This is a genomic window from Microbacterium sp. Leaf288, from assembly GCF_001422925.1.
Classification (GTDB): Bacteria; Actinomycetota; Actinomycetes; order Actinomycetales; family Microbacteriaceae; genus Microbacterium.
Map to the genome: position 1 here is coordinate 78222 of NZ_LMNI01000001.1, position 23570 is coordinate 101791.

The 23570-nt window shown below is 69.9% G+C and carries 13 protein-coding genes; 5 read left to right on the forward strand and 8 right to left on the reverse strand.

The genetic code is table 11. The features are described 5' to 3' along the window. Positions 1 to 37 precede the first annotated feature (37 nt). The 4 genes from ASF40_RS00300 to ASF40_RS00315 all read right to left on the reverse strand — a co-directional run bounded on the left by ASF40_RS00300 (position 38) and on the right by ASF40_RS00315 (position 11726). Positions 38 to 6091: an Ig-like domain-containing protein gene (locus tag ASF40_RS00300; protein ID WP_056364824.1), complete on the reverse strand. Its 6054-nt coding sequence runs from the start codon at positions 6089 to 6091 to the stop codon at positions 38 to 40. Between the two features lie 216 nt (positions 6092 to 6307). Beyond that, entirely contained in the window at positions 6308 to 8656 is a 2349-nt protein-coding gene (locus ASF40_RS00305; protein ID WP_056366568.1) for an ATP-binding cassette domain-containing protein, read from the reverse strand. Positions 8657 to 8821: 165 nt separating this feature from the next. Then, entirely contained in the window at positions 8822 to 11068 is a 2247-nt protein-coding gene (locus tag ASF40_RS00310) for an LLM class flavin-dependent oxidoreductase (protein WP_056364828.1), read from the reverse strand. Between the two features lie 40 nt (positions 11069 to 11108). Further along, positions 11109 to 11726, reverse strand: coding sequence for a DNA-3-methyladenine glycosylase I (locus ASF40_RS00315; RefSeq protein ID WP_056364830.1), 618 nt, complete (start codon positions 11724 to 11726; stop codon positions 11109 to 11111). Positions 11727 to 11850: 124 nt separating this feature from the next. Between ASF40_RS00315 and ASF40_RS00320 the strand changes: the two genes are divergently transcribed. Further along, on the forward strand, positions 11851 to 12258 hold the full coding sequence (locus ASF40_RS00320; protein WP_056364832.1) for a hypothetical protein: 408 nt from the start codon (positions 11851 to 11853) through the stop codon (positions 12256 to 12258). Between the two features lie 125 nt (positions 12259 to 12383). Here ASF40_RS00320 and ASF40_RS00325 read toward each other — a convergent pair whose 3' ends face one another. After that, entirely contained in the window at positions 12384 to 14489 is a 2106-nt protein-coding gene (locus tag ASF40_RS00325; protein WP_056366573.1) for an acyl-CoA dehydrogenase family protein, read from the reverse strand. Between the two features lie 220 nt (positions 14490 to 14709). Here ASF40_RS00325 and ASF40_RS00330 point away from each other — a divergent pair, with 220 nt between their 5' ends. Then, on the forward strand, positions 14710 to 15066 hold the full coding sequence (locus ASF40_RS00330) for a VOC family protein (RefSeq protein ID WP_056364836.1): 357 nt from the start codon (positions 14710 to 14712) through the stop codon (positions 15064 to 15066). A 25-nt stretch (positions 15067 to 15091) separates the two neighbouring features. Further along, the gene (locus tag ASF40_RS00335; protein WP_056364839.1) at positions 15092 to 15916 is read left to right on the forward strand and encodes a glycoside hydrolase family 16 protein; all 825 of its coding nucleotides are present in this window, start codon (positions 15092 to 15094) and stop codon (positions 15914 to 15916) included. A 17-nt stretch (positions 15917 to 15933) separates the two neighbouring features. Here the strand turns inward: ASF40_RS00335 and ASF40_RS00340 are convergent, their stop codons facing one another. Then, the gene (locus ASF40_RS00340) at positions 15934 to 17628 is read right to left on the reverse strand and encodes a formate--tetrahydrofolate ligase (RefSeq protein WP_056364843.1); all 1695 of its coding nucleotides are present in this window, start codon (positions 17626 to 17628) and stop codon (positions 15934 to 15936) included. Between the two features lie 198 nt (positions 17629 to 17826). Here ASF40_RS00340 and ASF40_RS00345 point away from each other — a divergent pair, with 198 nt between their 5' ends. Together ASF40_RS00345 and ASF40_RS00350 are read left to right on the forward strand one after the other, a co-directional pair. Further along, positions 17827 to 19305 carry an APC family permease gene (locus ASF40_RS00345; RefSeq protein WP_056364847.1) on the forward strand — a complete coding sequence of 493 codons (1479 nt, stop codon included), beginning with the start codon at positions 17827 to 17829 and terminating at the stop codon, positions 19303 to 19305. After that, positions 19302 to 20195: a universal stress protein gene (locus tag ASF40_RS00350; protein ID WP_056364849.1), complete on the forward strand. Its 894-nt coding sequence runs from the start codon at positions 19302 to 19304 to the stop codon at positions 20193 to 20195. Before ASF40_RS00345 ends, ASF40_RS00350 begins: the two co-directional genes overlap by 4 nt. 149 nt (positions 20196 to 20344) lie before the next feature. Here the strand turns inward: ASF40_RS00350 and ASF40_RS00355 are convergent, their stop codons facing one another. Both ASF40_RS00355 and ASF40_RS00360 read right to left on the reverse strand, forming a co-directional pair. Next, positions 20345 to 22141: a glycoside hydrolase family 3 protein gene (locus ASF40_RS00355; protein WP_056364852.1), complete on the reverse strand. Its 1797-nt coding sequence runs from the start codon at positions 22139 to 22141 to the stop codon at positions 20345 to 20347. After that, positions 22141 to 23442, reverse strand: a complete 1302-nt coding sequence (locus tag ASF40_RS00360) for an MFS transporter (protein WP_056364854.1) — start codon at positions 23440 to 23442, stop codon at positions 22141 to 22143. Before ASF40_RS00360 ends, ASF40_RS00355 begins: the two co-directional genes overlap by 1 nt. Between the last annotated feature and the right edge of the window lie 128 nt (positions 23443 to 23570).

Consider the following 23570-nt stretch of genomic DNA (forward strand, 5'->3'; position numbering starts at 1 on the left):
CTCTCGTCGCGTGTCTTTGTTCGTCGGCTGTGCCGGGTCAGTACCAGTTCATCGCGTCGGCGTTGCCCCAGCCCTCGATGGTCACCCAGGCGCGGCCACCGGGGTAGCCGTAGTAGCAGTTGGCCCGGACGGTGCCGTTCTCGGGAACCCATGTCGTGCTGCCGCCGCCCCACGAGCCGCCGTTGTCGTGACAGGTCAGGCGGTAGTTGCCGGCGGGGAAGTTCTTCACCGTGACCGCCATGTAGGCGCACGACGCCGAGTTGCAGTCGCTCCAGCTCCCCGACGCGCCCTTGACGGTCTGTGCCGACGGCTGGGGTTTGGCCATGGTCGTCGCCGCGTCCGACGCGATGCCGCTCCACTGGCCCTCGGCATCCTGCGCCCGCGCCTCGATGGTGTGGCGCTCGCTGTAGCCGTAGCTGTTCGTGCGCGAACCGCTGTTGGCCACGTTCTGCCAGCCGCCGCCGTCGATGCGGATCTGCACCTGCGTGATCCTGCGCCCGTTCTCGCTCGGCGGGCTCCAGCTGAACGTGATGTTCGTGCCGTTGGCGCTGGCCGAGACGGAGGGGTTGCGCACCGGACCGTACGGCCGGACGGTGTTCGACGGCGCCGAGGCCGCGCCGGGCTCGCTCGCACCGCTGACAGTGGATACCGCGCGGACGCGAACCGAATAGTCCGTGCCGTTGGCCAACCCGCCGATGACACCGTTTCCGGCCAGTGCCTGCCAGTTGCCGTTGTTCACCGACGCCTGGTAAGCGACCTCACTGGGATTTGCGCCGTTCAGCGGGCCCGGCTGGTAGGTGACGGTCAGGGAGCGGTCGCCCTCCTTTGCCGTGACGTTCGTCGGGGCGCCGGGCGCCGTGAAGGCGCGCTGCGGAGGCGAGTTGGGACTGAACTGGCCCCATCCCGCCTTGTTCTGCGCGCGAACACGGAAGGTGTAGTCCGTCGTCGACGTATCGACCACGACGGCCTGGCTGGTCTGTCCTGCGGAGACCGGAATCGAGTTCACCAGCGCCGATCCGCGGAGGACGTCGAGCTGGTAACCCGAGATCGCGTCGCCGTTGTCGGCGGGGGCGCTCCATGACACCTGCATCTGCGCCTGAGAACCGACCGGCTGAAGACGCGCCGTCGTCGGCGCCGCGGGCGCATCGGGCGCCCGAGCCGGGATCTCGCTCACCGACCACGTGCTCCAGCTCGAAGGCTCAGGGGCACGGTTGTGCGCCTGCACGCGGACCTGGTACGCGACGCCGTTCTGCAGTCCGTCCCACACGATCGAGTTGCCGACCACGTCGGTCTTCTGCGAAATGCCCGACGGCGGGGCGGGCGAGATCTCGAGGGTGTACTTCTCCACCGGCGAACCCGGCGTGGTCGGCGTCACCCACGACACGTTGAGGCTCCGGTCGCCGAACACGAGGCTCGGCGCGGCCGGGGTGTCAGGACGCGCATCCGGACGAGCCGTCTCGGACGGCGCTGACGGGTCGGACGGACCGACACGGTTCTCGGCGACGACCGTGAAGTTGTACTCGACGTTGTTGGTCAGCCCGTCGAGCGTGCACGTGGTCGCGAGGCATTCCTTCTCGTAGTTGCCGGCGGTCGACGAGACGAGGTACCGCTCGATCTCGGCGCCGTTGTTCGCCGGCGGCGTCCACGACAGCACGACCGTGCGGTCCTGCACGCTCGAGACCACCGGGGTGCCGGGCGCATCGGGCTTGCCCTGCACAGTGAGGCGGATCCTTCCTTCGACCTCGCGATCCGGGTCGCCGGTGGCGTCCTGCACGCGGTAGCGGACGACCATGGTCCCGAAGAACTTCGCGTCGGGCGTGACGTCGACCTTGTCGCCGGAGACGGTGACATCGCCCTGCCCTGTCTCCATGATCGCGGTGGTGACCTTGAGCGGCTTATCGGGGAACGGGTTCACATCGTTGGCGAGCACGGGCACCGTCACGGTCTTGCCCTGATGCGCCTCCTCGACGATGTCGTCGTTGGCGGTGGGCAGCTCACGCGTCGATGCGATGACCCGGACGTTCACCGTGCCCTCGATGGGCTCCGTGGTGCCGTCGGTGATGCGCAGACGAATCGTCCCCGCCGTGCCCTTCTTCGTGTCCGCTGCCGCGCCGACGCGCAGCTCGTCGTCCTCGATCGACGCCGTCATACCCTGGGGCGACCCGCCCACGATCTGGTATTCGATGCGGCCCGCATCCTCGGGGTCGGGGTCCGTGGTCAGGCCGCCGAGGTCCAGAGTCGCCGGATCCTCGCCGGGCGCGACATCCATCTGCCCGTTCACGAACGTCGGCTGCTGGTTCTCAGGCGGCAGCACGGTGATCGGAATGGTCAGCGTGGCCTTCCGGCCCTCGGGGTCGTCGGGCCCGGTGCCGTCGGTCACCTCGAACGTGATGGCGTCCGGGCCGAAGTAGCCCTGCGCCGATGTGTAGACGAGCGTCGTCTGGTCCTTGATCAGCGACGAGCCGTCGTTGTGGGCGGCGGTGACCTTGGCGGCCTCGGTGATGACGACCTTGCCGCCGCCCGCCGCACGCACGTGCTTCGACAGCGCCAGCTCGACCGTCTCGCCGCTCTTGACCTCGACCGGCTCCGTCGACACGAGAGTCGGAGGCAGCGAGGACAGCGACGGGACATGGATGAACGCGGATGCCTCGTTCCCGTCGCGATCAGTGATCGTGTAGGTCACGAGCCGGCCCGCGTCGCCGAGCGTGACCCGCACCTTGCCGTCCGCGAGGACCCGCGAGTTCGTGTCGGCGACCTTCAGCTCGAGGTCGTCCACCGTGCCGTCGGGGTCCTCGTCGTTCGCGAGCACCTCGATGTCGACGACGCCGTCCTCGACATCGGCCGCACGCACGTAATCGTCGCGCGCGATCGGCTTCTGGAGGGGGACGTCCTCGGCGACGGTGATCTGCAGCACGGCCTTCGCCTCGGCACCGCGCGCGTCGCGGATCGTGTACTGCAGCGACGTCTCGACGGGCTGCGACGGCGACGTGACGACGACGCGGTTACCCTCGACCTTCGCCTTGAGTCCCGAGACGTCGGGCAGGATCAGGCCGTTCTTGACGATGCCGAACTCGTCGCCGTCGGGGTCGGAGTCGTTCGCGAGCACCGGGACGGCGACCGAGCGGCCGGGGCGCATGATCACGGAGTCCTTGACGGCGTACGGCGCCTGGTTCACGCCCTCGGCGGGCGCGACGCCGACACGGATGGTCGCGGTCGCCTCGGCGCCGAGACGATCGCGCACGCGGTAGGTGAAGGTGTCGACGCCGGCGGTGCCGTCGAACGCCTCGTAGACGAAGTGGTCGGCCCCGGTCTCGGTGATCCGCCCCTTTCCGGGCGAGGAGGCGAGCCCGACGAGCTCGACGGAGTCACCGTCGGAGTCGATGCCGTCCAGCGGCACCGCGATGTTCACGCGGCTGCCGGCCAGCACGCGGACCGTGATGTCGCGCGGCCGCGGCGCCGCGTTCGTGTCGGCATTGACCGGCAGCACCTGGATGGTGATGTAGCCGGCGTCCTTCTGTCCGGTGCTGTCAACGGCCTCGTAGGTCGCGTAGACGGTCCCGGGCTCGTCCGACGCGCGGAAGCGCACGGTGTCCTGCGAGACGAAGATCTCGCCGTCCTCGGGCTCGATGAGCGGGGGCACGAGCTCCGGCGCGACGTGGATCGTGTCGCCGTTCGGGTGGTAGTCGTTGTCGAGGACCGGGATCGTCACGACGTCGCCGGCGCGCACGACGACCTGGTCGTCGTTGGCAACCGGCGGGCGCAGCTGCGCCGGGGCCGGGATGGGGATGACGATGACGTCGCCCTCGGCCGACTGCGAGCCGTTGGAGATGCGGTACGAGATGCGCACCTGCTCCGACAGCGCCGCCTGGTCGCTGATGCGGAGGGTCTCGTGGTTGAGCACGGCCACCGCGACGCCCGAGTTGGGCTCGACGGTGACCGACTGCACCACGAGGATGCCACCCGAGGGGTCCGAGTCGTTGGTGAGCACGTTGACCAGCACCTCGCCGCCGCTCGGCAGCAGCGCGACGTCGCGCACGGCGACCGGGGGCAGGTCGGTCTCGCCCTCGGGAATGACGTCGACGCGCACGATGCCGGGGACGCCGGAAGCGCCCGCCGCCACCATGTACTGGACGTAGTACGTGCCGGGCGTCGCGGAGCGGAAAGTGAAGGTCTTGTTGGAGTAGTCGGGCACGATGTCGGCACCGGAGACCGGGTCGACGCGTGCCAGGCGCAGCGGCTCSCGCCCCGCCCCGACGTCGTTGGCGAGCGGCGAGACGGTCGCCGTCTGGCCGGTGCGAACGGCGATGTAGTCCGCGTTCGTGACCGGGTCGATGGAACCGACCGGCCGCACATCGAAGCGCACGGTTCCGACCGTCACGTCGGAGCCGTCCGAGACGGTGATCTCGACGTCCTTGCGGCCCTGCGTGCCACCGACGGCTCGATAGGTGATGCGGCCGTCGGACGTGAAGTCGGCCTCATCGCCCTCCGCCGGCTGGACGGAGCCGAGGAACACGTCGTCGCCATCGGGGTCGATCCAGTCCGGCAGCACGTTGTACGTGATGGTGCCGCCGGCCTCGACCGCAACCGTCGTCACGCGGTTCTGCTTCGGCGGCGAATTGACGTCCCAGCCGTGCACCGCCAGCGAGACCCGGGCGGTGTCGGTGCCGCCGCGACCGTCGGACACCTCGTAGGTGAACGAGGTCGAACCCTGGGCATCCTCGGGAACGGCGATCTGCAGGGCCCGGCCGTTGTCGATCGACTGGATCTCGCCGACCGTCGGCCCGCCGTCGACCACACGCGTCGTCAGGACGTCGCCGTCGGGATCGCTGTCGTTGTCGAGGATGGGAAGGATCGTGGTGCGGCCCGGGCGCACGCCCAGATCGTCGTCGTTGGCGTCGGGCGGGGTGTTGATGTCGGAGCGCTCGGGGAGGACCGTCTCGGTCGTCTCCTCGGTGGTCTGCTCGTCGTCCTCGGTCTCGCCCTCAGGAGGCGTCATCTCATCCCAGTTGTCGACGCGCTGCAGCTCGTCGACCGCCATCCACGTGGCACCGCCGACGACGTCGTTGAGCACGACCACGTCACGGTTGACGCGGAACTTCAGCAGCGACGTCGGCTCGATGCCGTCGATGTCGGCCGCGAGGTCGTCGGCCTCGCCGGCGCAGTCGCGCACGAATCGTCCCGACCCCGTCCACGCGGCGTAGCCGCAGCCGTCGAGCCACACCGGCGACGCCGGCGCGCCCTCGGCACCGGCCTTGACGGACTTCGGCTCCGATCCGTCGAACGGCACGCGCACGAACGCGGACGCCGTGGAGAGTGCAACGGCATCGGATGCCGCCGACGGCTGCTGCAGGACGGCGTTGCGTCCGCCCTCGATCTCGGTGGCGCGGCCGTCGACGATCACCGTGCCGGTGGCGGTGTCGAGCACGGCGGGCTTGTCGCCGACCGCCGTCACCGTGAGCTCCGCGCTGTCGCCGAGGTCGTTGAGTCCGGACCGGGCCGGCTCCTCCGGGGTGCCGTCCGCGCCGATGCGGATCGTCACCAGCTCGGAGGTCTTCGGCGAGACGGCGTAGACGACGCCGTCGACGCCGACCGCGACATCCGCTCCCTTGCCGAGGCTGGCGGTGGGGTCGGTGCCCTCGATCTGGAACGAGCCGACACTTGCGCTCGGAACCACCCACAGGTCGCCGGAGGCGCGGTCCAGGATCGCGACCGTCTCGCCGCCGAGCGCCACGTCGGCGTCGGCGGGCACGCCGGCCGCGCCCGAGAGTGCGACCATCGCGGGATCGACCACACTCACCGAGGAGCTCGAGTCGTCGACGAGGAGCACGGTGCTGCCGGACTGGAGGATGTCGTAGTCGTCGCTCGTGGTGCGCAAGGCGCCGTCGAGCACCTGCGACTCGTGGTTGAAGTGACCGACCAGCAGGCTCGACTGCTTCGTCACCCACACACCACCGTCGTGGAGGTCGACCTCAGTGGTGGGCACGCCCTGGTAGACGAACGCGAGCGTCGTGATCGTGACCGCGGCAGCAGTCACCGCGCCCGCCGACGCGAGGGCGCGCGGGCGCGCGCGAAGCCAGGCGAATGAGCTCATGGGACGTCGGCCTCCTCCGGGGCATCGTGCGTCTTGTCGTGGCGTGGGACCCCGGCGAGGGGCGTCGCGAGCTCACAGAAGACCTGGGGGAACACCCCAGCCTAACCCGCGGCACGGGGTGTGACGAGACAGGGAGTGTCAACTGCGGAGATCGTATTCCACCTGATCAGACATGATCGATGGGGACAAACACCCATCCCCGCCCGCGGGCTTCGGTCACGCGCCGACGTACTCCCGCAGATGCTGGGCCGTCAGCGTCTCTGCACCCGCGACGAGGTCGGCGGGCGTGCCTTCGAACACGATGGAGCCGCCGTCGTGACCGGCGCCCGGACCGATGTCGATGATCCAGTCTGCGTGCGCCATCACGGCCTGGTGGTGCTCGATCACGATCACGCTGTTGCCGGCTTCGACCAGGCGATCCAGCATCCCGAGCATGTTCTCGACATCGGCCAGGTGCAGCCCCGTGGTGGGCTCGTCGAGCACGTAGATCGCGCCCTTCTTCGCCATCGAGATCGCGAGCTTGAGGCGCTGACGCTCACCGCCCGAGAGGGTGTTGAGCGCCTGGCCGAGCGTGATGTAGCCGAGGCCGACGTCGATCATGCGCATCAGGGTCGTGTGCGCGGGACCTTTGGAGAAGAAGACGGATGCCTCGGCCGCCGACATCGCGAGCACCTCGGCGATGTTCTTGCCGTCGAGGGTGTACTCGAGCACCTCATCGCTGAAGCCCGATCCCTCGCAGAGCTCGCAGAGGGTCTCGACCGTCTGCGTGAACCCGAGGTTCGTGATGATCACGCCGAGGCCGCGGCACGCGGGGCAGGCGCCCTCGGAGTTGGCGCTGAAGAGGGCGGGCTTCACACCGTTGGCCTTCGCGAACGCGGAGCGGATCGTGTCGAGGATGCCCGTGTAGGTCGCCGGGCTCGAGCGGCGGTTGCCCTTGATGGGCGACTGGTCGACGACCACGACGTCGTCGAAGCCGGGCACGTTGCCGTGGATGAGCGACGACTTCCCCGAACCCGCGACGCCGGTCACGACGGTGAGGATGCCGAGCGGCACGTCGACGTCGACCTCCTTGAGGTTGTGCTGAGTGGCTCCGCGGATCTCGAGCGCGCCCTTCGCGACCCGCGTCGAGTCCTTGAGGCGCGCGCGGTCGCCGAGATGACGGCCGGTGATGGTGCCGGACGTGCGCAGACCCTCGACGTCCCCCTCGTACTGCACCTCGCCGCCCGCACGGCCGGCGCCGGGGCCGAGATCGACGATGTGGTCGGCGATCTCGATGACCTCGGGCTTGTGCTCGACCACGAGCACGGTGTTGCCCTTGTCGCGCAGCAGCTTCAGCAGCCGGTTCATCCGCTCGATGTCGTGGGGATGCAGGCCCGCCGTGGGCTCGTCGAAGACGTAGCTGATGTCCGTCAGCGCCGAACCCAGGTGCCGGATCATCTTGGTGCGCTGCGCCTCACCGCCCGAGAGCGTGCCCGAGGCACGGTCCAGCGACAGGTAGCCGAGGCCGATGTCGATGAACGACGCGATCGTCTGGCGCAGGCCCACCATGAGCGGCGCGACGGAGGGGTCGTTCACCGTGTCGAGCCACACCGCGAGGTCCGTGATCTGCATGGCCGCGGCATCCGCGATGCTCGTCCCGTTGATCTTCGAGGACCGTGCGCCTTCGTTCAGACGTGTGCCGCCGCAGTCGGGGCAGGGCAGGAACTTCACAGCGCGGTCGACGAACGCGCGGATGTGGGGCTGCAGCGCCTCGCGGTCCTTCTGGAGCATCGACTTCGTGATCTTCGGCACGAGACCCTCGTAGGTCATGTTGATGCCGGCGATCTTGACCTTGGTCGGCTCCTTGTAGAGGAAGTCCGCACGTTCCTGCTCGGTGTAGTCCTGGATGGGCTTGGCGGGGTCCACGAAGCCGGACTCGGTGAAGGCCTTCACCATCCAGCCGTCGGGGTTGTAGCCGGGGACCTGGATGGCGCCGTCCTTCAGCGACTTGGTCTTGTCGTAGAGCTCGTCGAGGTCGACGTCGCTCACCTCGCCGAGGCCCTCGCAGCGCGGGCACATGCCCCCGGTGATCTCGAACGAGCGGCGCTCCTTGACCTTCTTGCCGCCCTTCTCGAACGTCACGGCGCCGGCGCCCGAGACCGACGGGATGTTGAACGAGAACGCCTGGGGCGAGCCGACGTGGGGCACGCCGATGCGGCTGAACAGCAGCCGCAGCATCGCGTGCGCGTCGGTCGCGGTGCCCACCGTGGACCGCGCGTTCGAGCCCATGCGCTCCTGATCGACGATGATCGCGGGGCTCACGTTCTCGAGCGCGTCGACCTCGGGGCGGCTCAGCTGCCCCATGAACTGCTGCACGAACGTCGGGTACGTCTCGTTGATGAGGCGCTGCGACTCGTTGGCGATCGTTCCGAACACCAGCGACGACTTGCCCGACCCGCTCACCCCGGTGAAGACGGTGAGCCGCCGCTTCGGGATGTCGACCGACACGTCCTTGAGGTTGTTCTCGCGGGCGCCGACGACGCGGATGACTTCGTGCGAATCAGCGATGTGGGACTCGGATGCCATGCCGACGAGTATGCCGGTGAACCCGGACACCGCGCTTCCTGAATCCTGCTCGATCCGGACCACCTCGGGGGTTTGGGGCGCAGTAACTCCGTTGGGGCGGAGAATCTGCGCCCCAACGGAAGGAATGCGCCCCAAGCGTGGGGGACGGGGGACGGATGCTGCGCCTCAGGCGGCGTCGGATTCTGCGGGCTCGATCGCGAAGTTGTCGCGGAAGACGCACGTCGGGTCGTAGGTCGCCTTCACGCGGCGCAGCCGGGCAAGCGTCGCAGGCGGGAACGCCTCGGCGATCCGCTCCGGGCGCTCGGACGAGTCGAAGCTCAGGTACATGCCGTCGAGGTGGTCCGCGAGCATGCGCCACTGGGCGTCGAGCCGGTCGGGGTGGGATCCGAGCGCGGCGACCGAGAAGTTCGCCGACCGGTGTGCATACGCGGTCGCGTCCTCGGCGACGTCGGCCACCGCCCCACCGACCGCGCGCAGCTGGAAGAACGGGACGGCGCCGGAGCGCAGCATACGTTCCGCCGCCGCAGCGAAGGCAGGCGTGACGTGCTCGATGAGGCCCGACCGCGAGTGCGGCTCACCCGCGCCGTGCTGCGGGCCGAGGTCGGCGTTCGCCATGATCTGCGGGTACGTCGTGAGCTGCACGGACTGCTGCACGAGCGGCGCGAGCTCGGCGAACGGCTGCAGGCGGGCGATGACCGTGTCGGGGTCGTCGGAATCGACGACGCCGTACAGCTGAACGACCTGCGGCTGGCCGGGGCGGGGCCCGCCGGTGAGCAGGAACATCGTGAGGTCGCGCGGCGACGACTCGACGATGCGGCCGTAGCCCTCGAGGAACTCCGCGACGTCGTCCACCTGGAACGCGAGCTGCGCGTAGCCCACCTGGCCGACCTCCTGGGCCTCGAACTCGAAGGCCGTGACGATGCCGACGTTGGCGCCGGCGCCGCGGATCGCCCAGAAGAGATCGGGGTGGGTCGAGGCATCCGTCCGCACGATCGAGCCGTCGGCGAGCACCACCTCGGCGGCACGCAGATGGTCGATGGTGAGGCCGTGCTCGCGGGCGAGCAGGCCGATGCCGCCCGCCGTCGCGAGGCCGCCGACCCCCACGCCGCCGTAGTCGCCCGACGTCAGCGCCCAGCCGTGCTCGCCCAGCACCGCGGCCACCTGTGCCCACCGCGCACCCGGTCCGATGCGCACGAGCCGGCGGTCGGCGTCGAGCACCTCGATCTCGTCCAGGCTGCGGAGGTCGATCACGATGCCGCCGTCGTTGGTGCTGCGGCCGCTGATGCCGTGGCCACCGCTGCGCACCGCGAGAGGAAGTTCGGGATGCCGGCGCGCGAACGCGAGCGCCTCTGCGACCTGCTCGGGCGACGAGGGCTGCAGCACCAGGCCGGGGCGCCCGCCGCGCATGTAGGTGGCGCGCACGTCGCCGTAGTCGAAGTCTCCGGGCTCGATCGCGCGGACGCCTGCCGGCACATCGTCGTACGCGATGCCGTCACGGCGGGCGGCGAGCGCCGCCGCCGACCGCACCGGCGCGGCGTCGACCCCGCGGGTGCCGCGTTCGGCGGTCACGAGCTCGCGCACGGCGGGGGCGACGTCCTCGCCGAAGCGCTGGAGCAGGTTCGGGTCGTCGGCCGCGATGATGAACGTGCCGATGCCGTCGTCGAGAGCGAGGCGGGCCAGGCGCTCGGCGAACTCCTGCGGATCGGCGGCGAGCTGCCCGATGTTGAGCAGGCGCCGGATCTCGCGCGGGTCGCGGCCGGCCGACTGGGCGGCCTCGTCGATCGCGGCGTTGCCCTTGGCGAGGTCGCCCGGCTGCATGTAGCCGAGCGACGGCAGCCATCCGTCGCCCTTGCGCCCGGTGAGCGCGAGCATGCGCGGCTTGTACGCGCCGATGTGGATCGGGATGTCGTGCGCCGGCCGCGGCCCGCGCTTCGCGCCGTGAACCGCGTGGAACTTCCCGTCGGTGAACACGCCCCGGCGCTCGTCGGTGCGCCACAGCTCGCGGATGAGATCGATCGCCTCACCCAGCGCCGTCACAGCCTGACCCGGCGTGAGCCGCGTGCCGCCCATCGCCTCGATCGCGTCCCAGAAGCCGCCGGCGCCGAGGCCGAGGTCGAACCGCCCGCCCGACAGCAGGTCGATGCTCGCGGCGGCCCGAGCCACGACGGCGGGCGGGCGCAGCGGCACGTTCAGCACGTTGGGCGCGATGCGGATGGTCTCGGTGCGCGCGGCGACGAACGACATGAGCGTCCACGTGTCGAGGAACGCGGGCTGGTACGGGTGGTCCTGGAAGGTGACGAGATCGAGACCGGATGCCTCGGCCACCTGCGACAGCAGCACCGGCGCCTCAGGGCTCGCGGCGGAGGGGGTGATGAAGGCGCCGAATTCGAGCGGGTGTCCGTAGTCCACGATCCATTCGAACGCATGGGGTGCGCTCGTTGTTCCTCGGGCGTCAGCCGACGCGCCAGCACCCGTCGACGTGGTCGTCCACCATGCCGGCGGACTGCATGAGCGCGTACATCGTGGTCGGGCCGACGAAGCGGAAGCCGCGTTTGCGCAAGGCCTTGCTCATCGCCTGGGCCTCGGGGGTGATCGCGGGGACCTCGGCGAAGGTCGCCGGTCGCCGATGGGCCACCGGCGCGAAGGACCACATGAACGCATCGAGCTCACCGGGCTCGAGGCCGAGCACCAGCCGCGCGTTGGAGATCGTGGCCTCGATCTTGGCGCGATTGCGGATGATGCCGGCATCCGTCATCAATCGCGCGATGTCGTCCTCGCCGAACGCCGCCACGGTCTCGGGCTCGAACCCCGCGAACACCTCGCGGAACCGCGGTCGCTTGCGGAGGATCGTGATCCAGGACAACCCCGCCTGGAACCCCTCGAGGCTCATCTTCTCGAAGAGCGCACGGTCGCCGTGCAGCGGCACCCCCCACTCCTCGTCGTGGTAGCGGGCGTACTCGGGGTCGTCGCCGACCCACGCGCAGCGCGCGCGGCCGTCGGCGCCGAGGCGGACATCGGTGCTCACCCGCGCCAGCCTAGGCTCCCCCGCCGACGTCGGGTCGGGCGGCATCGCCCAGCCAGGCACGATCGGCCGAGTTCAGCCGCCCGACACCCGCTCGATTCCCGGATGGCGCCTGCGTCGCTTACCTTGGAATGTCGGGCTGTTCGGGTCCGCGCAGCTGGGAGGCAGGACCATGAAGATCGTCGCGTCGGCGGATTGGCGGGACTCGGTCCCCTTCGAGAACCCTGTGCTCCTCGCGGACGTGGTCCCGGGCGAGGCGACGCGCTGCTTCACGTGCGGCCCCGACTCCGAGCTGCTGGAGCGCACCGAGCTGTGGGCGTACAAGCACCGGCACCCGAAGAACCACGACGGCTACGTCCGCTTCTACTGCGCGTACCACGTGCCCGCGGCGGCGATCGTGCCGCAGCCGGCGGCGGCCGCGCCGACCGCGCGCGCGAAGTCGTCGTCGCCTCGTCCGGCCGCGCAGCGTCGCGTCGCGAAGCCCGTCGTTCCCGAGCGCGTGCGCGCCATGTGCCCGAACTGCTTCATCGAGATCTCCGCGACCGGCGAGTGCGGCAACTGCGGCTGGACCGCTTCCTGAAGTCGCTCTCGATCCTCAATTGAGGATCGTTGCCGAGATGCGGAGCCGTCGGCGCAGACCGGACCGCATCCCGGCTCCGCTCCTCATTCGAGGACGCCGGCTCGCACGGTGCGAGACGCGCGCCGTCACTTCTTCTTGAGCGACTTCTCCGACACCGGCGCCTCGCCCGACGCGGCGAGCGCGCGGTAGTACTCGCGCGCCTCGTCCTGGCGCTTGCGCTCGGCGCCCGAGGCGATCGGGGCGCGCACGTGCTCGGGCGCGAAGCCGTAGGCGTCGACGAGATCCTGCGCGTGCGGACGGAGCCGCGCCGCGAGACGATCGATGTAGCGGGAGACGGATGCCGCACGCTGGGTCGAGAGCCGGCCGTTGATGATGTACCACGCGAGGTGCTTCTCGATGAGGTGCAGCCCGAACAGGTCGCGCAGCCACGTCAGCACCTGCTTGGTGCCCTCGTCCGAGACACGGTTCACGCCGTCGGTGAAGGCCTCCCACTGCAGCAGCTCGGCGTGTGCGCGGGCCGCTTCGATGAGTTCCGCCTGGTGGCTGTTGAACAGCGCGGCGGCCTCGGCCGGCGACAGCTTGGATGCCGGACGCAGGGCGGCCGCGACATCCGCCACCATCTGCTGCACCCGGCCGGCGAGCAGCTCGTGCTGCTGGTCGGTGCGCAGGCCCAGCTCGATCGAGCGCGCGGTCGAGCCGAAGTCGGTCACCGTCTGCCCGAGCTGGCGCAGGCCCGCGCCGTGGAACACCTTGCCCGCGGTCTGGCCGACGGCGAAGCGGGCCAGCTTCGCAGCATCCGCCCCCTTGAACTGCTTGGCGTAGTCCGACAGGAGTCGCTTGCCGACCAGCTGGAGCAGGACGTTGTTGTCGCCCTCGAAGGTGACGTAGACGTCCAGGTCCTGGTGGAGGCCGACCATGCGGTTCTCGGCGAGGAAGCCGGAGCCGCCACAGGCCTCGCGGGCCTCCTGGATCGTCGACAGGGCGTTCCATGTCGACAGGGGCTTGAGCGCGGCGGCGAGCGTCTCGAGGTCTTCGCGCTCCTCGGGGGTGTCGGTGCGGCCCGAGAACACGGCGTCGAACTTCTTGAGGAGCTCGTCGTGGCTGAAGAACTGCGCGTAGTTCTGCGCGAGGAGCGGCAGCAGGCGCCGCTGGTGCTTGCCGTAATCCAGCAGCACGACCTCTTCGGTGCCGGCGCCCGAGTCGAACTGGCGGCGCTGGTTCGCGTACGTGAGCGCGATGTGGAGGGCGAGCGCGGTGCCGGTGGTCGCGGCCCCGTCGAGCGACACGCGGCCCTGCACGAGCGCACCGAGCATCGTGAAGAAGCGGCGGCCGGGCGTCGGGATGTCGGAGGTGTACGAGCCGTCGGCGGCGACCTGGCCGTAGCGGTCGAGCAGGTTGAAACGCGGGACGCGCACCTGGTCGAACGCGAGCCGGCCGTTGTCGATGCCGTTGAGGCCGCCCTTGACGCCGTCGTCCTCGCTGATGATGCCCGGGAGCATCGCGCCCTCGTCGTCGCGGATCGGCACGAAGAAGCAGTGCACGCCGTAGTTGACGCCGCCCGTGATGAGCTGCGCGAACACCGTCGCGGCCTTGCCGTGCAGCGCGGCGTTGCCGAGGTAGTCCTTGTAGGCGCCCCGGAACGGCGTGTGGATCACGAACTCCTCGGTCTCGGGGTCGTAGGTCGCGGTCGTGCCGATGGCCGCGACATCCGAGCCGTGTCCGGTCTCGGTCATCGCGAACGCGCCCGGGATCGAGAGGTCGGTGATGCCCGGCATCCACTTGTCGTGGTGCTTCTCGGTGCCGAGCTGGAAGACGGCCGAGCCGAACAGGCCCCACTGCACGCCGGACTTGATCTGCAGGCTGGGGTCGGCCAGCACGAGCTCCTGGAAGCCGGCGATGTTCGCCCCGTTGTCGTTGAGTCCGCCGAACTTCTCGGGCATCGCCCGGCGCGAACCGCCGTGCTCGACGAGCAGGTGCAGCTGCGTCAGCACGCGCTCGCGGTGCTCGGGCATCGGCTGCCCTTCGATGCGCCAGAACGCGGGGTCCTTTATCATCTCGCGGGCCTCGCGGCGGGTCTCACCCCACGTCCCGAGGAGCAGGTCGGTGACCGCGGCGATGTCGATACGGGGATCGGATGCCTCGGCCGCGGTGTGCGGAGCGGTCGGGGCTCCCCCGGCGGGCGTGTTCTTGTGAACGGCGGGCTTCTTGGTGCGGACGGCGGCGTCAGCCATGTGCATCACCTCTCGGTGCGACGGGAAGGATCAAGTTCCCTTCGACCGTAGAACTCCGACAACGTCCCCTCAAAGCCTCTGGTGGATGTCCACAAGGTCGGAGCGACACGGGTGACGGATGCGTTGTGCAAGACGCACAGCCAGGGCGCCTCCGGACACTGTGACGGGGATGCACCGGCAGGACCGCGCGAACGTCCGCGGCGAGGCCTAGGCTCGGGTCATGAGCCCGCCGACGGCGATCACGACCGCGTTCATCCCCGTGCACGATCCGCGAGCGAGCGCGCACTGGTACGCGGATGCGTTCGGCCTCGGCGTCGTCGAAGAGAGCGACGCCTCGAGCGTGCTCGCGGGCTCGCACGGACAGGTGACGCTGATGGGGCCGAAGAGCGGCATCCATGTCGACCCCGGCCTGCCGTGGGCGACGTGCAACTTCCGCGTCGACGACCTCGCCTCCGTCCACGAGCGCCTCGCGCGGCTCGGAGCGCACCCGAGCGACGAGCTCGGCGACCCCGACCGCTGCCTCTTCTTCACCGCGACCGACCCCGACGGGAACACCATCCTCGTCACCGATCGCTGATGACCGGGGCATCAGTCTGCGATCCATGATGAACGAGACCGCCGCCGGAGCTCCGCTCGTCGACATGTCGCCGCTCGACCTCGACGGCCGCGAGCCCGATCTCGACGAGCGGTTCGGCGAGGGGGTGCTCGACGAGAAGGTGTGGTGGCCGCACTACCTGCCGCACTGGTCGTCGCGCGAGCGCACCGCCGCCCGCTACTGCATCGCGCCCGACGCGCTCGAGCTCTTCATCGACGCCGATACCGCGCCATGGTCACCGGAGTTCGACGGCGACAACCGCGTCTCGCACGTGCAGACCGGCCAGTTCGCGGGCGTGCGGGGCAGCGCAATCGGGCAGCACCGCTTCCGCGACGGCCTGGTGGTGCGCGAGGAGCAGCCGGAGCGCCGGCTCCACCTGCCCCGGTTCGGCGTGATCGAAGTCCGCATGGCCGCGGTGCGCCACCCCGACGCGATGGTGGCGTTCTGGCCGATCGGCTTCGAGGACCGCCCCGAGGACTCCGGCGAGATCTGCATCGCCGAGATCTTCGGCAGCGAGATCGACGACGAGGGCGGCTGGGTCGGCGTCGGCATCAAGCGCCAGCACGACCCGCGCCTGCGCGACGACTTCGAGAAAGTCCGTGTCGAGGGCGATCTCACCGAGATGCACGACTACGCCGTCGAGTGGACGCCCGACGCGGTGCGGTTCTTCATCGACCACCGCTGGGTGAAGACCGTGCACCAGGCGATCGACTACCCCGTGCAGCTCATGCTGGATCTCTGCGAGCTGCCGCGCGCAGACGGCACCCGCGACCTCACGGCGCTTCCGCACACGTTCCGCGTCGAGCGGGTGCGCACCTTTCCGCCGCTCTGACCGCCGGGTGGCCCGTCTCAGAAGAGCCCGACGATGCGCCCTTCATCATCGACGTCGATGCTGTTCGCGGCGGGGGTCACCGGCAGCCCAGGCATCGTCATGATGTCGCCGCAGATCATCACGACGAACCGCGCGCCCGCGGCGAGGCGCACCTCGCGGATGTCGACGACGTGGCCCGTCGGCGCACCGCGCAGCTTCGGATCGGTCGAGAACGAGTACTGCGTCTTCGCGACGCACACCGGGTACCCGCCGTACCCCTCGTCCTGCAGGCGCTTGATCTGCGCGCGCACGGCGGTCGACGCGGTGATCTCGGACGCTCCGTAGACGCGCGTCGCGATCGCGTTCATCTTGCGCCACAGCGTCGCGTCATCCGGGTACGTGAAGTGCAGCGCTTGCGCGTCCTCCGGTCCCGCGGCACGCTCGTCGCACAGGCGCACGACCTCGCGCGCCAGTTCCTCCGCGCCCGCGCCGCCCTCGGCGAAGTGCTTCGCGACCACGGCCGTGACCCCGACGGACTCGGCGGCCGCGACGAGCGCCGCGGTCTCAGCATCCGTGTCCTCCGCGCGATGGTTGATCGCGACCACCGTCGGGATGCCCCACGTCTCGCGAAGGGTCTTCAGGTGCCGCAGGAGGTTGGCCGTGCCGTGCTCGAGGGCGGCGACGTTCTCGTGCGGGAGGTCCTGGACCTCGACGCCGCCATGGAACTTCATGGCGCGTACGGTCGCGACGACCACCGCCACGTCGGGGCGGAGGCCCGTCGTCCGGCACAGGATGTCGACGAACTTCTCGGCGCCCAGATCGGCGCCGAAGCCGGCCTCGGTGACGACGTAGTCGGCCATCCGCAGCGCGGAATCGGTGGCGAGGTACGAGTTGCAGCCGTGCGCGATATTCGCGAACGGGCCGCCGTGCACGAACGCCGGGGTGTGCTCGAGCGTCTGGACGAGGTTCGGCGCGAGCGCGTCTCGCAGGATCGCGGCCATGGCCCCGTGCGCCTGCAGGTCGCGGGCGCGGATCGGCGTGCGGTCGCGGGTGTACGCGACGACGATCTCGCCGAGCCGCTCTTTGAGGTCGGCGAGATCGGTGGCGAGGCAGAAGATCGCCATCACCTCGCTCGCCACCACGATGTCGAAGCCGTCCTCGCGGGGGTAGCCGTTCGATGGACCGCCGAGGCCGATCACGGCGTCGCGGAGGGCCCGGTCGTTGACGTCGAGCACGCGCCGCCAGGTCACTCGTCGCACGTCGATGCCGAGGGCGTTGCCGTGGTGGACGTGGTTGTCGATGAGCGCCGCGAGCAGGTTCGTCGCGATCGCGATGGCCGAGAAGTCGCCCGTGAAATGGAGGTTGATGTCCTCCATCGGCACGACCTGTGCGTACCCGCCGCCCGCGGCGCCGCCCTTCATGCCGAACACCGGCCCGAGGGCCGGCTCGCGCAGGCAGATCATCGCCCGCTCTCCGATGCGGGTGAGCGCGTCGCCGAGGCCCACGGTGGTCGTCGTCTTGCCCTCGCCCGCTGGGGTGGGCGATACGGCGGTCATCAGCACGAGCCGCCCGCGCGGCTTCTCCTGGAGCGTCCGCAGATGCCGCAGCGACACCTTCGCCTTGAACCGGCCGTACGGTTCGAGCTCCTCGTCAGGGATGCCGAGCCCTTCGGCGATCCGGGTGATCGGCCAGAGTTCGGCCTGCTGTGCGATCTCGATGTTGCTCGTGGCCACGCTCGCTCCCGTTGCGGGCCTCGTCGCCCGCCTCCGTCAGCCTATGCGGGTGGCGCTCACTCGTCGCGGACGCGCACCGACTGACGTCTGTGATCCCAGACGCTGGTCGGGTGTGCGGGCCTATGCCCGATCGGCACCGCGCACCAGACTGGGGGCACTCCGGGCGCTGTGGCCCGGCCACCCCGTGGGGAGTCCGACATGGCCGCACTCGGCGAACAGCTCTTTCGGCGCAAGCCCATCGTCATCCAGCAGAAGCACCACAAGGGCGAGGAGCTCGCCCGGAACATCGGCACCTTCCAGCTCATGATGTTCGGCGTCGGCGCGACCGTCGGCACCGGGATCTTCTTCGTGCTGAGCGAGTCGATCCCCGAGGCGGGCCCCGCGGTGATCATCTCGTTCATCGTCGCCGCGATCTGCGCCGGCCTGTCGGCGCTGTGCTACGCCGAGCTCGCCTCGGCGATCCCCGTGAGCGGCTCCACCTACTCGTACACGTACCACGCGCTGGGCGAGATCTGGGCGGTGATCATCGCGGGCTGCGTGCTGCTCGAGTACGGCGTCGCCGTCTCGGCGGTCGCGGTGGGCTGGAGCGGCTACTTCAACGAACTGCTCGAGAACACGCTCGGATTCCGGCTGCCGGATGCCCTGTCGGTGTCGTTCATCCCCGGATCCGATGGCGCGGCGACCGGCGGCATCATCAACCTGCCCGCCGTCGTCCTCGTGGGCCTGTGCTGCCTGCTCCTCATCCGAGGCGTCGCCGAGTCGGCCACGGTGAACACGATCATGGTGCTGATCAAGCTCGGGGTGCTCGCGCTGTTCATCGTCCTCGGCTTCACCGCGTTCAACGCCGACCACTTCGAGAACTTCTTCGCGTTCGGCGCGGCCGGCATCAGCGCCGCCGCGGCGACCATCTTCTTCTCGTTCATCGGCCTCGACGCTGTCGCGACGGCGGGCGAGGAGGTGCGAAATCCGCAGAAGGCGCTCCCGCAGGCGATCATCGGCGCCCTCATCATCGTCTCGACGGTGTACATCCTGGTCGCCATCGCGGGGCTCGCCGCCGAGCCGGTGGAGTTCTACTCCACCGAGGAGGCCAGTGAGGCGGGCCTCGCCCAGATCCTGGAGAACATCACGGGCAACCCGATCTGGGGCACGATCCTGGCGGCCGGTGCGGTCGTCTCGATCTTCTCCGTCACGCTGGTGACGCTGTACGGCCAGACCCGCATCCTGTTCTCGATCTCTCGCGACGGCCTCGTCCCCCGCCGGTTCCTCAAGGTCAACGCCAAGACGATGACGCCCATCTACAACACGATCGTCGTCTCGGTGATCGTCGCGATCATCGCCGGGTTCGTGCCGTCCGACTATCTGTGGGACACCGTCTCGATCGGCACGCTGGTCGCCTTCAGCGTCGTGGCGCTCGCCGTCATCGTGCTGCGGCGCACGAAGCCCGACCTCGAGCGCCCCTTCCGGGTTCCGCTCTACCCGGTGGTGCCGATCCTCACCATCGCCGCATGCGTCTACATCCTGTCGGGGCTGGCGGCCATCACGTGGGTGATCTTCGGCACCTGGATCGCGATCGTGCTGCTCTACTACTGGTTCTACGGACGAAAGCACGCGACGCTGAACGACTACACCTCGGCGGAGCAGATCGCCGAGCCGATCCATCCCGAGGACGAGACGTGACGTACCTCGTCGGCTACGGACCGCGCGGCGACGATCGCAGCGCGATCGAGCTCGCGTTCCAGTTCGCCCGCTCGCACCCCGAGCCGGTCGTGGCGGTGTCGGTCGTCCCGCAGGGGTGGGGCACGCCGCTCGCCGGCGGCGTCGACCGCGAGTACGAGGAGTGGGCCGCGGGCGAAGGCCGGCTGAGTGCGGAGCTCGCCCTGTCGGACTTCGCCCACCACCCCGGAATCCCCGCCGAGGCGGTGTGGGTCGCCGGCAGATCAGCGCCGGCGACACTGATCGAGCAGGCGGTGGCGCGAGACGCGCGGATGATCGTGGTGGGATCCGCCGAGGAGGCGGAGCCGGGGCGCGTGCGGCTGACCTCGAAGACCGACCGGCTCGTGCATTCCTCGCCCCTGCCGGTGGCCATCGCTCCGCGGAGCTTCCGCACGACGAGCGCCGTCACGAGGGTGACCGTCGGCTTCCGCGATGACGATGCCAGCTGGTCGCTGCTGAACCGCGTCGCGGAGTTCAGCAGACTCGCCTCGGCGCGGATGCGCCTGGTCACGTTCCTCGTGAACCCGTCACGCCGCCCCGTCACCACCGACATCAGCCACGCGCAGACCCAGGTCGTCGAGCTGTGGGGCGTGCAGGCCGCCGCCGCGCAGCGGGAAGCGGCAGCGCACCTGAAGACGCTGGGGTTCTCGGACGACGATCTCGAGTACGGCATCGCCGCCGCCGGCGACTGGGGCACGGCGGTGTCGTCGGTCGGCTGGACCGAGGGCGATGTCATGGTGGTGGGCTCGTCGTCGACGCACCGCCTGGCCCAGGTGTTCCTGGGCTCCAGCGCATCGAAGATCCTGCGCAACGCACCGGTGCCTGTCGTGGTCGTGCCCGGCGCCGGCGCGTAGCCCTGCACAGAATCGGAGGCTCTCGGCGACACGCCGGGTCACAGCATCCCGAGCCCGCGTGTCGGGCAGATTCTCCGATTCTGTGCGCCGGGAAGCGACGACGGATGCTGCGCCGCGAGGTCGCGGCGCAGCATCCCCGTCTCAGCCGGCTAGAGCGAGAGCCCGTGGCCGAAGCGGAACAGCGGGTCGGCGGTGTCGAAGGGCACGTCGGGTCGCGACGCCTCCACGGCCGCCATCGAGCTCGGCACGTCGAACGGCAGCTTGCCGGTCGCCGGGGATCCGCCGGTCAGGACGTCGAGCAGAGCATCGGCGTTCGCTCCCCAGTTCGCCGTGACCGCGGCCGCGGCATCGACGATCGGGCCGAGGATCGCGGGACGGTCGAGGAACACGTCCACGACCGTCGGCACGACCGACGACACCGCGCGCACATGGGCGACGACGTCCTCGGGGAAGTCGAGCGACCCGGCGTGGAAGAAGTTCTCGAACATCGAGGCGCGCTGCTCGTAGGGTGCCTGCAGGCGCAGGATCGCCGCATCCGCTTCCTCCGGCGTCTCGACGACCTCGCCGTAGTGAGCCGCGGCCTCGGGCGCGATGCCCTCGACGTAGAGCTTGAGTCCGCGGCGCAGCGGCAGGGCTCCGTCATTGGACAGCACGGCGATCGAGGCGCGCTGCGCGGCCTCGCCCGCGGCGCGGAACTGCGCCGAGCCGACGATGGCGTCGGCCGCCTCGACGTCCACGTACGGGTTCTCGAACAGGCCCAGCTCGAACTTCTCGCGGAGCAGACGGCGGGCGGAGACGTCGAGGCGCTCCTCGCTCACGCGGCCGTCCCGCACGAGGCCGAGGAGCAGCTCCGGGTCGTGCTCCCCGCCGAACTGGTCGGCGCCGGCGTCGAGGATCTTCACCATGCGCTCGGCGGGGGTCAGGTGCTCCACGCCCCACGCGCGGGCGGCGAAGTCCGTGCCCATGATCGGCTGGTCGGTTACCAGGCCCCAGTCGGTGCAGACGATGCCGTCGAAGCCGAAGCGCTCGCGCAGCAGGCCCGTGAGCACGCCCTTGTTGAAGCCGAAGCCGACCTCCTCGTACTCGGTGCCGACCGGCATGCCGTAGTACGGCATGATCTGGCGGCCACCCGCGGCGAAGATCTCCTCGAACGGCTTGAGGTGCAGCTCGAACTGCCCGCCGGGGTAGACCTGCTCGCGGCCGTACTCGAAGTGCGGGTCCTCGCCGTCCTTCTGAGGGCCGCCGCCCGGGAAGTGCTTGGTCATCGTGCTCACCGAGCCCGGGCCGAACGCGGAGCCCTGGAAGCCGCGCACGTACGCCGCGCCCAGCTCGCCCGCGAGAGCAGCGTCCTCGCCGAACGTCTGCAGCTGGCGTGCCCACCGCGACTCGGTCGCGAGGTCGACCTGCGGGTGCAGCGCCACGCGGATGCCGACGGCCGTGTACTCCTGGCGCGCGATGTCGCCGAAGCGCTGCACCAGGTCCGCGTCACGGGTCGCCGCGAGGCCGAGCGGCTCGGGCCACTGCGAGAACGGGCCGGCGAACATCGCGGCGCCCGGGTTGTCGCTGAACGAGTGGCGCGGGTCGGTCGAGACCGACACCGGGATGCCCAGGCGAGTGGATGCTGCGAGCTCCTGCAGCTTGTTGTGCCACGCCGCGATGTGACTGGCCTTGGGCGCGACGCCCAGCAGGTTGAAGTGGTTCATGTGGCGGCCGGCCACGTACTCGCGGTTCGACGGGATGCCGAAGGCGGAGTCGCCCTCGGACAGCTCGCCGCCCTCGCCCATCACGATCATCGTCTGGAAGAAGAGGCCCGCCTTCTCCTCCACCGTCATCTCGGCGAGGAGCAGCTCGACGCGCTCCTCGACGGGCAGGCTCGCGTCGAGCCAGGGCCGGTCCGATGGGGCAGGGGTCGCCGCATCCGCGATCGTCGTCGTGGTGTCGGTCATCACTTCACTCCCTTGATGCGGTAGACGAGCACGGCGCCGGCGAGGGACACGAGCGCGCCGAAGAGGTAGTACACGGTGTAGCCGCCGAGGGAGGTGGTGGCGCCGAGGGCGATGATGCCCGGGGCGATCGCGGGGGCGATCGACTGCGGCAGCGCATTGGCGATGTTGAGCACGCCGAGGTCCTTCGCGGTGTCGTCGCGGTTGGGCAGCACCTCGGTCGCCAGGGCCAGGTCGACCGACATGAACGAGCCGGCGCCGAAGCCGATGATCGCCTGGGCGACGAGGACGACGGCGATGCTCGGTGCGAACGCGAGGGTCACGAGGCCGACGACCATGATGACGCCGGCGATCGCGACGAACGGGCGGCGCTTGCCGATCTTGTCGGAGAGCACGCCGCCGAGCGGGCCCGAGATGGCCATGGCGACCATCGACGCGAGGTTGGCAATGAGGATCGTGGTGATCGCGGTCTGCTCGTCGAGGCCGAACTTCTCGGTGAGGTAGAAGGGCAGGAACGTCGCGATGCCCGCGTAGCCGAACATCACGAGGAACTTGGTGAGCCAGGTCCAGCCGAAGTCGGGGTGCTTGGCCGGGTTGAAGACGAACGAGCCGAAGAACTGGCCGACCGTGAACTTCTGCGCGGGCTTGTGGTCGAGGCGGCGGTCCTTCAGCACGAGGACGAACAGCACCGCGAGCACGGTGGCGATGGCCGCGGGCACGACGAAGCGGGCGAAGTCGTCCGACAGGAAGTTGACCAGGAACGAGCCGGCGAGGATGCCGAGCGGCGTGGTGAGGCCCACGATGCCCGACACCTTGCCGCGGCCGGTGACCGGCACCTGGTCGGGGAGCGTCGCGTTGGCGGCGGCGAGCACGGCGTTCATCGAGGTCTGCACGAGGCACCACGCGATGAGCACGACCCACACCGACTCCGCGACGCCGATGAGGGCGAAGCCTCCGAGGCCGACGAGCGTGCCGCCGAGGATCCACGGGCGGCGCATGCCGAAGCGGGAGGTCGTGCGGTCGGACAGGCGGCCGGCGAGCGGGTTGGCGATGAGCGCGAACAGCGCGCCGACGCCCATGATGAGCCCGAGGTTGGCGGTGGCGGTGCCTTCGGGCGAGATGTGCTCGACCTTGAAGGCCATCGAGACGAGCACCGGCGTCAGCAGCGCGAGATAGACGCCGAAGTTCACCGCGGCGAGGCCGGGGGTGTAGCCCCGGGGAGTCTTCTCAGGCGTGGTGCCCGGTGCCTTGAAGCCGGTCGTTCCGGCGGCCGCAACCGTCGCGGCGGGCGACATCTCTGTCATCGGAGTCCTTTCTCGGGTGCGACGCGCGTCGACTCCGACGCGCGTCCAGCCACGAGCGTACCTGAAACTCGACCGTTTGGTAACTGAAACTCGACCGCTTGGTAATCGACGAGGATAGGATGGGCGCA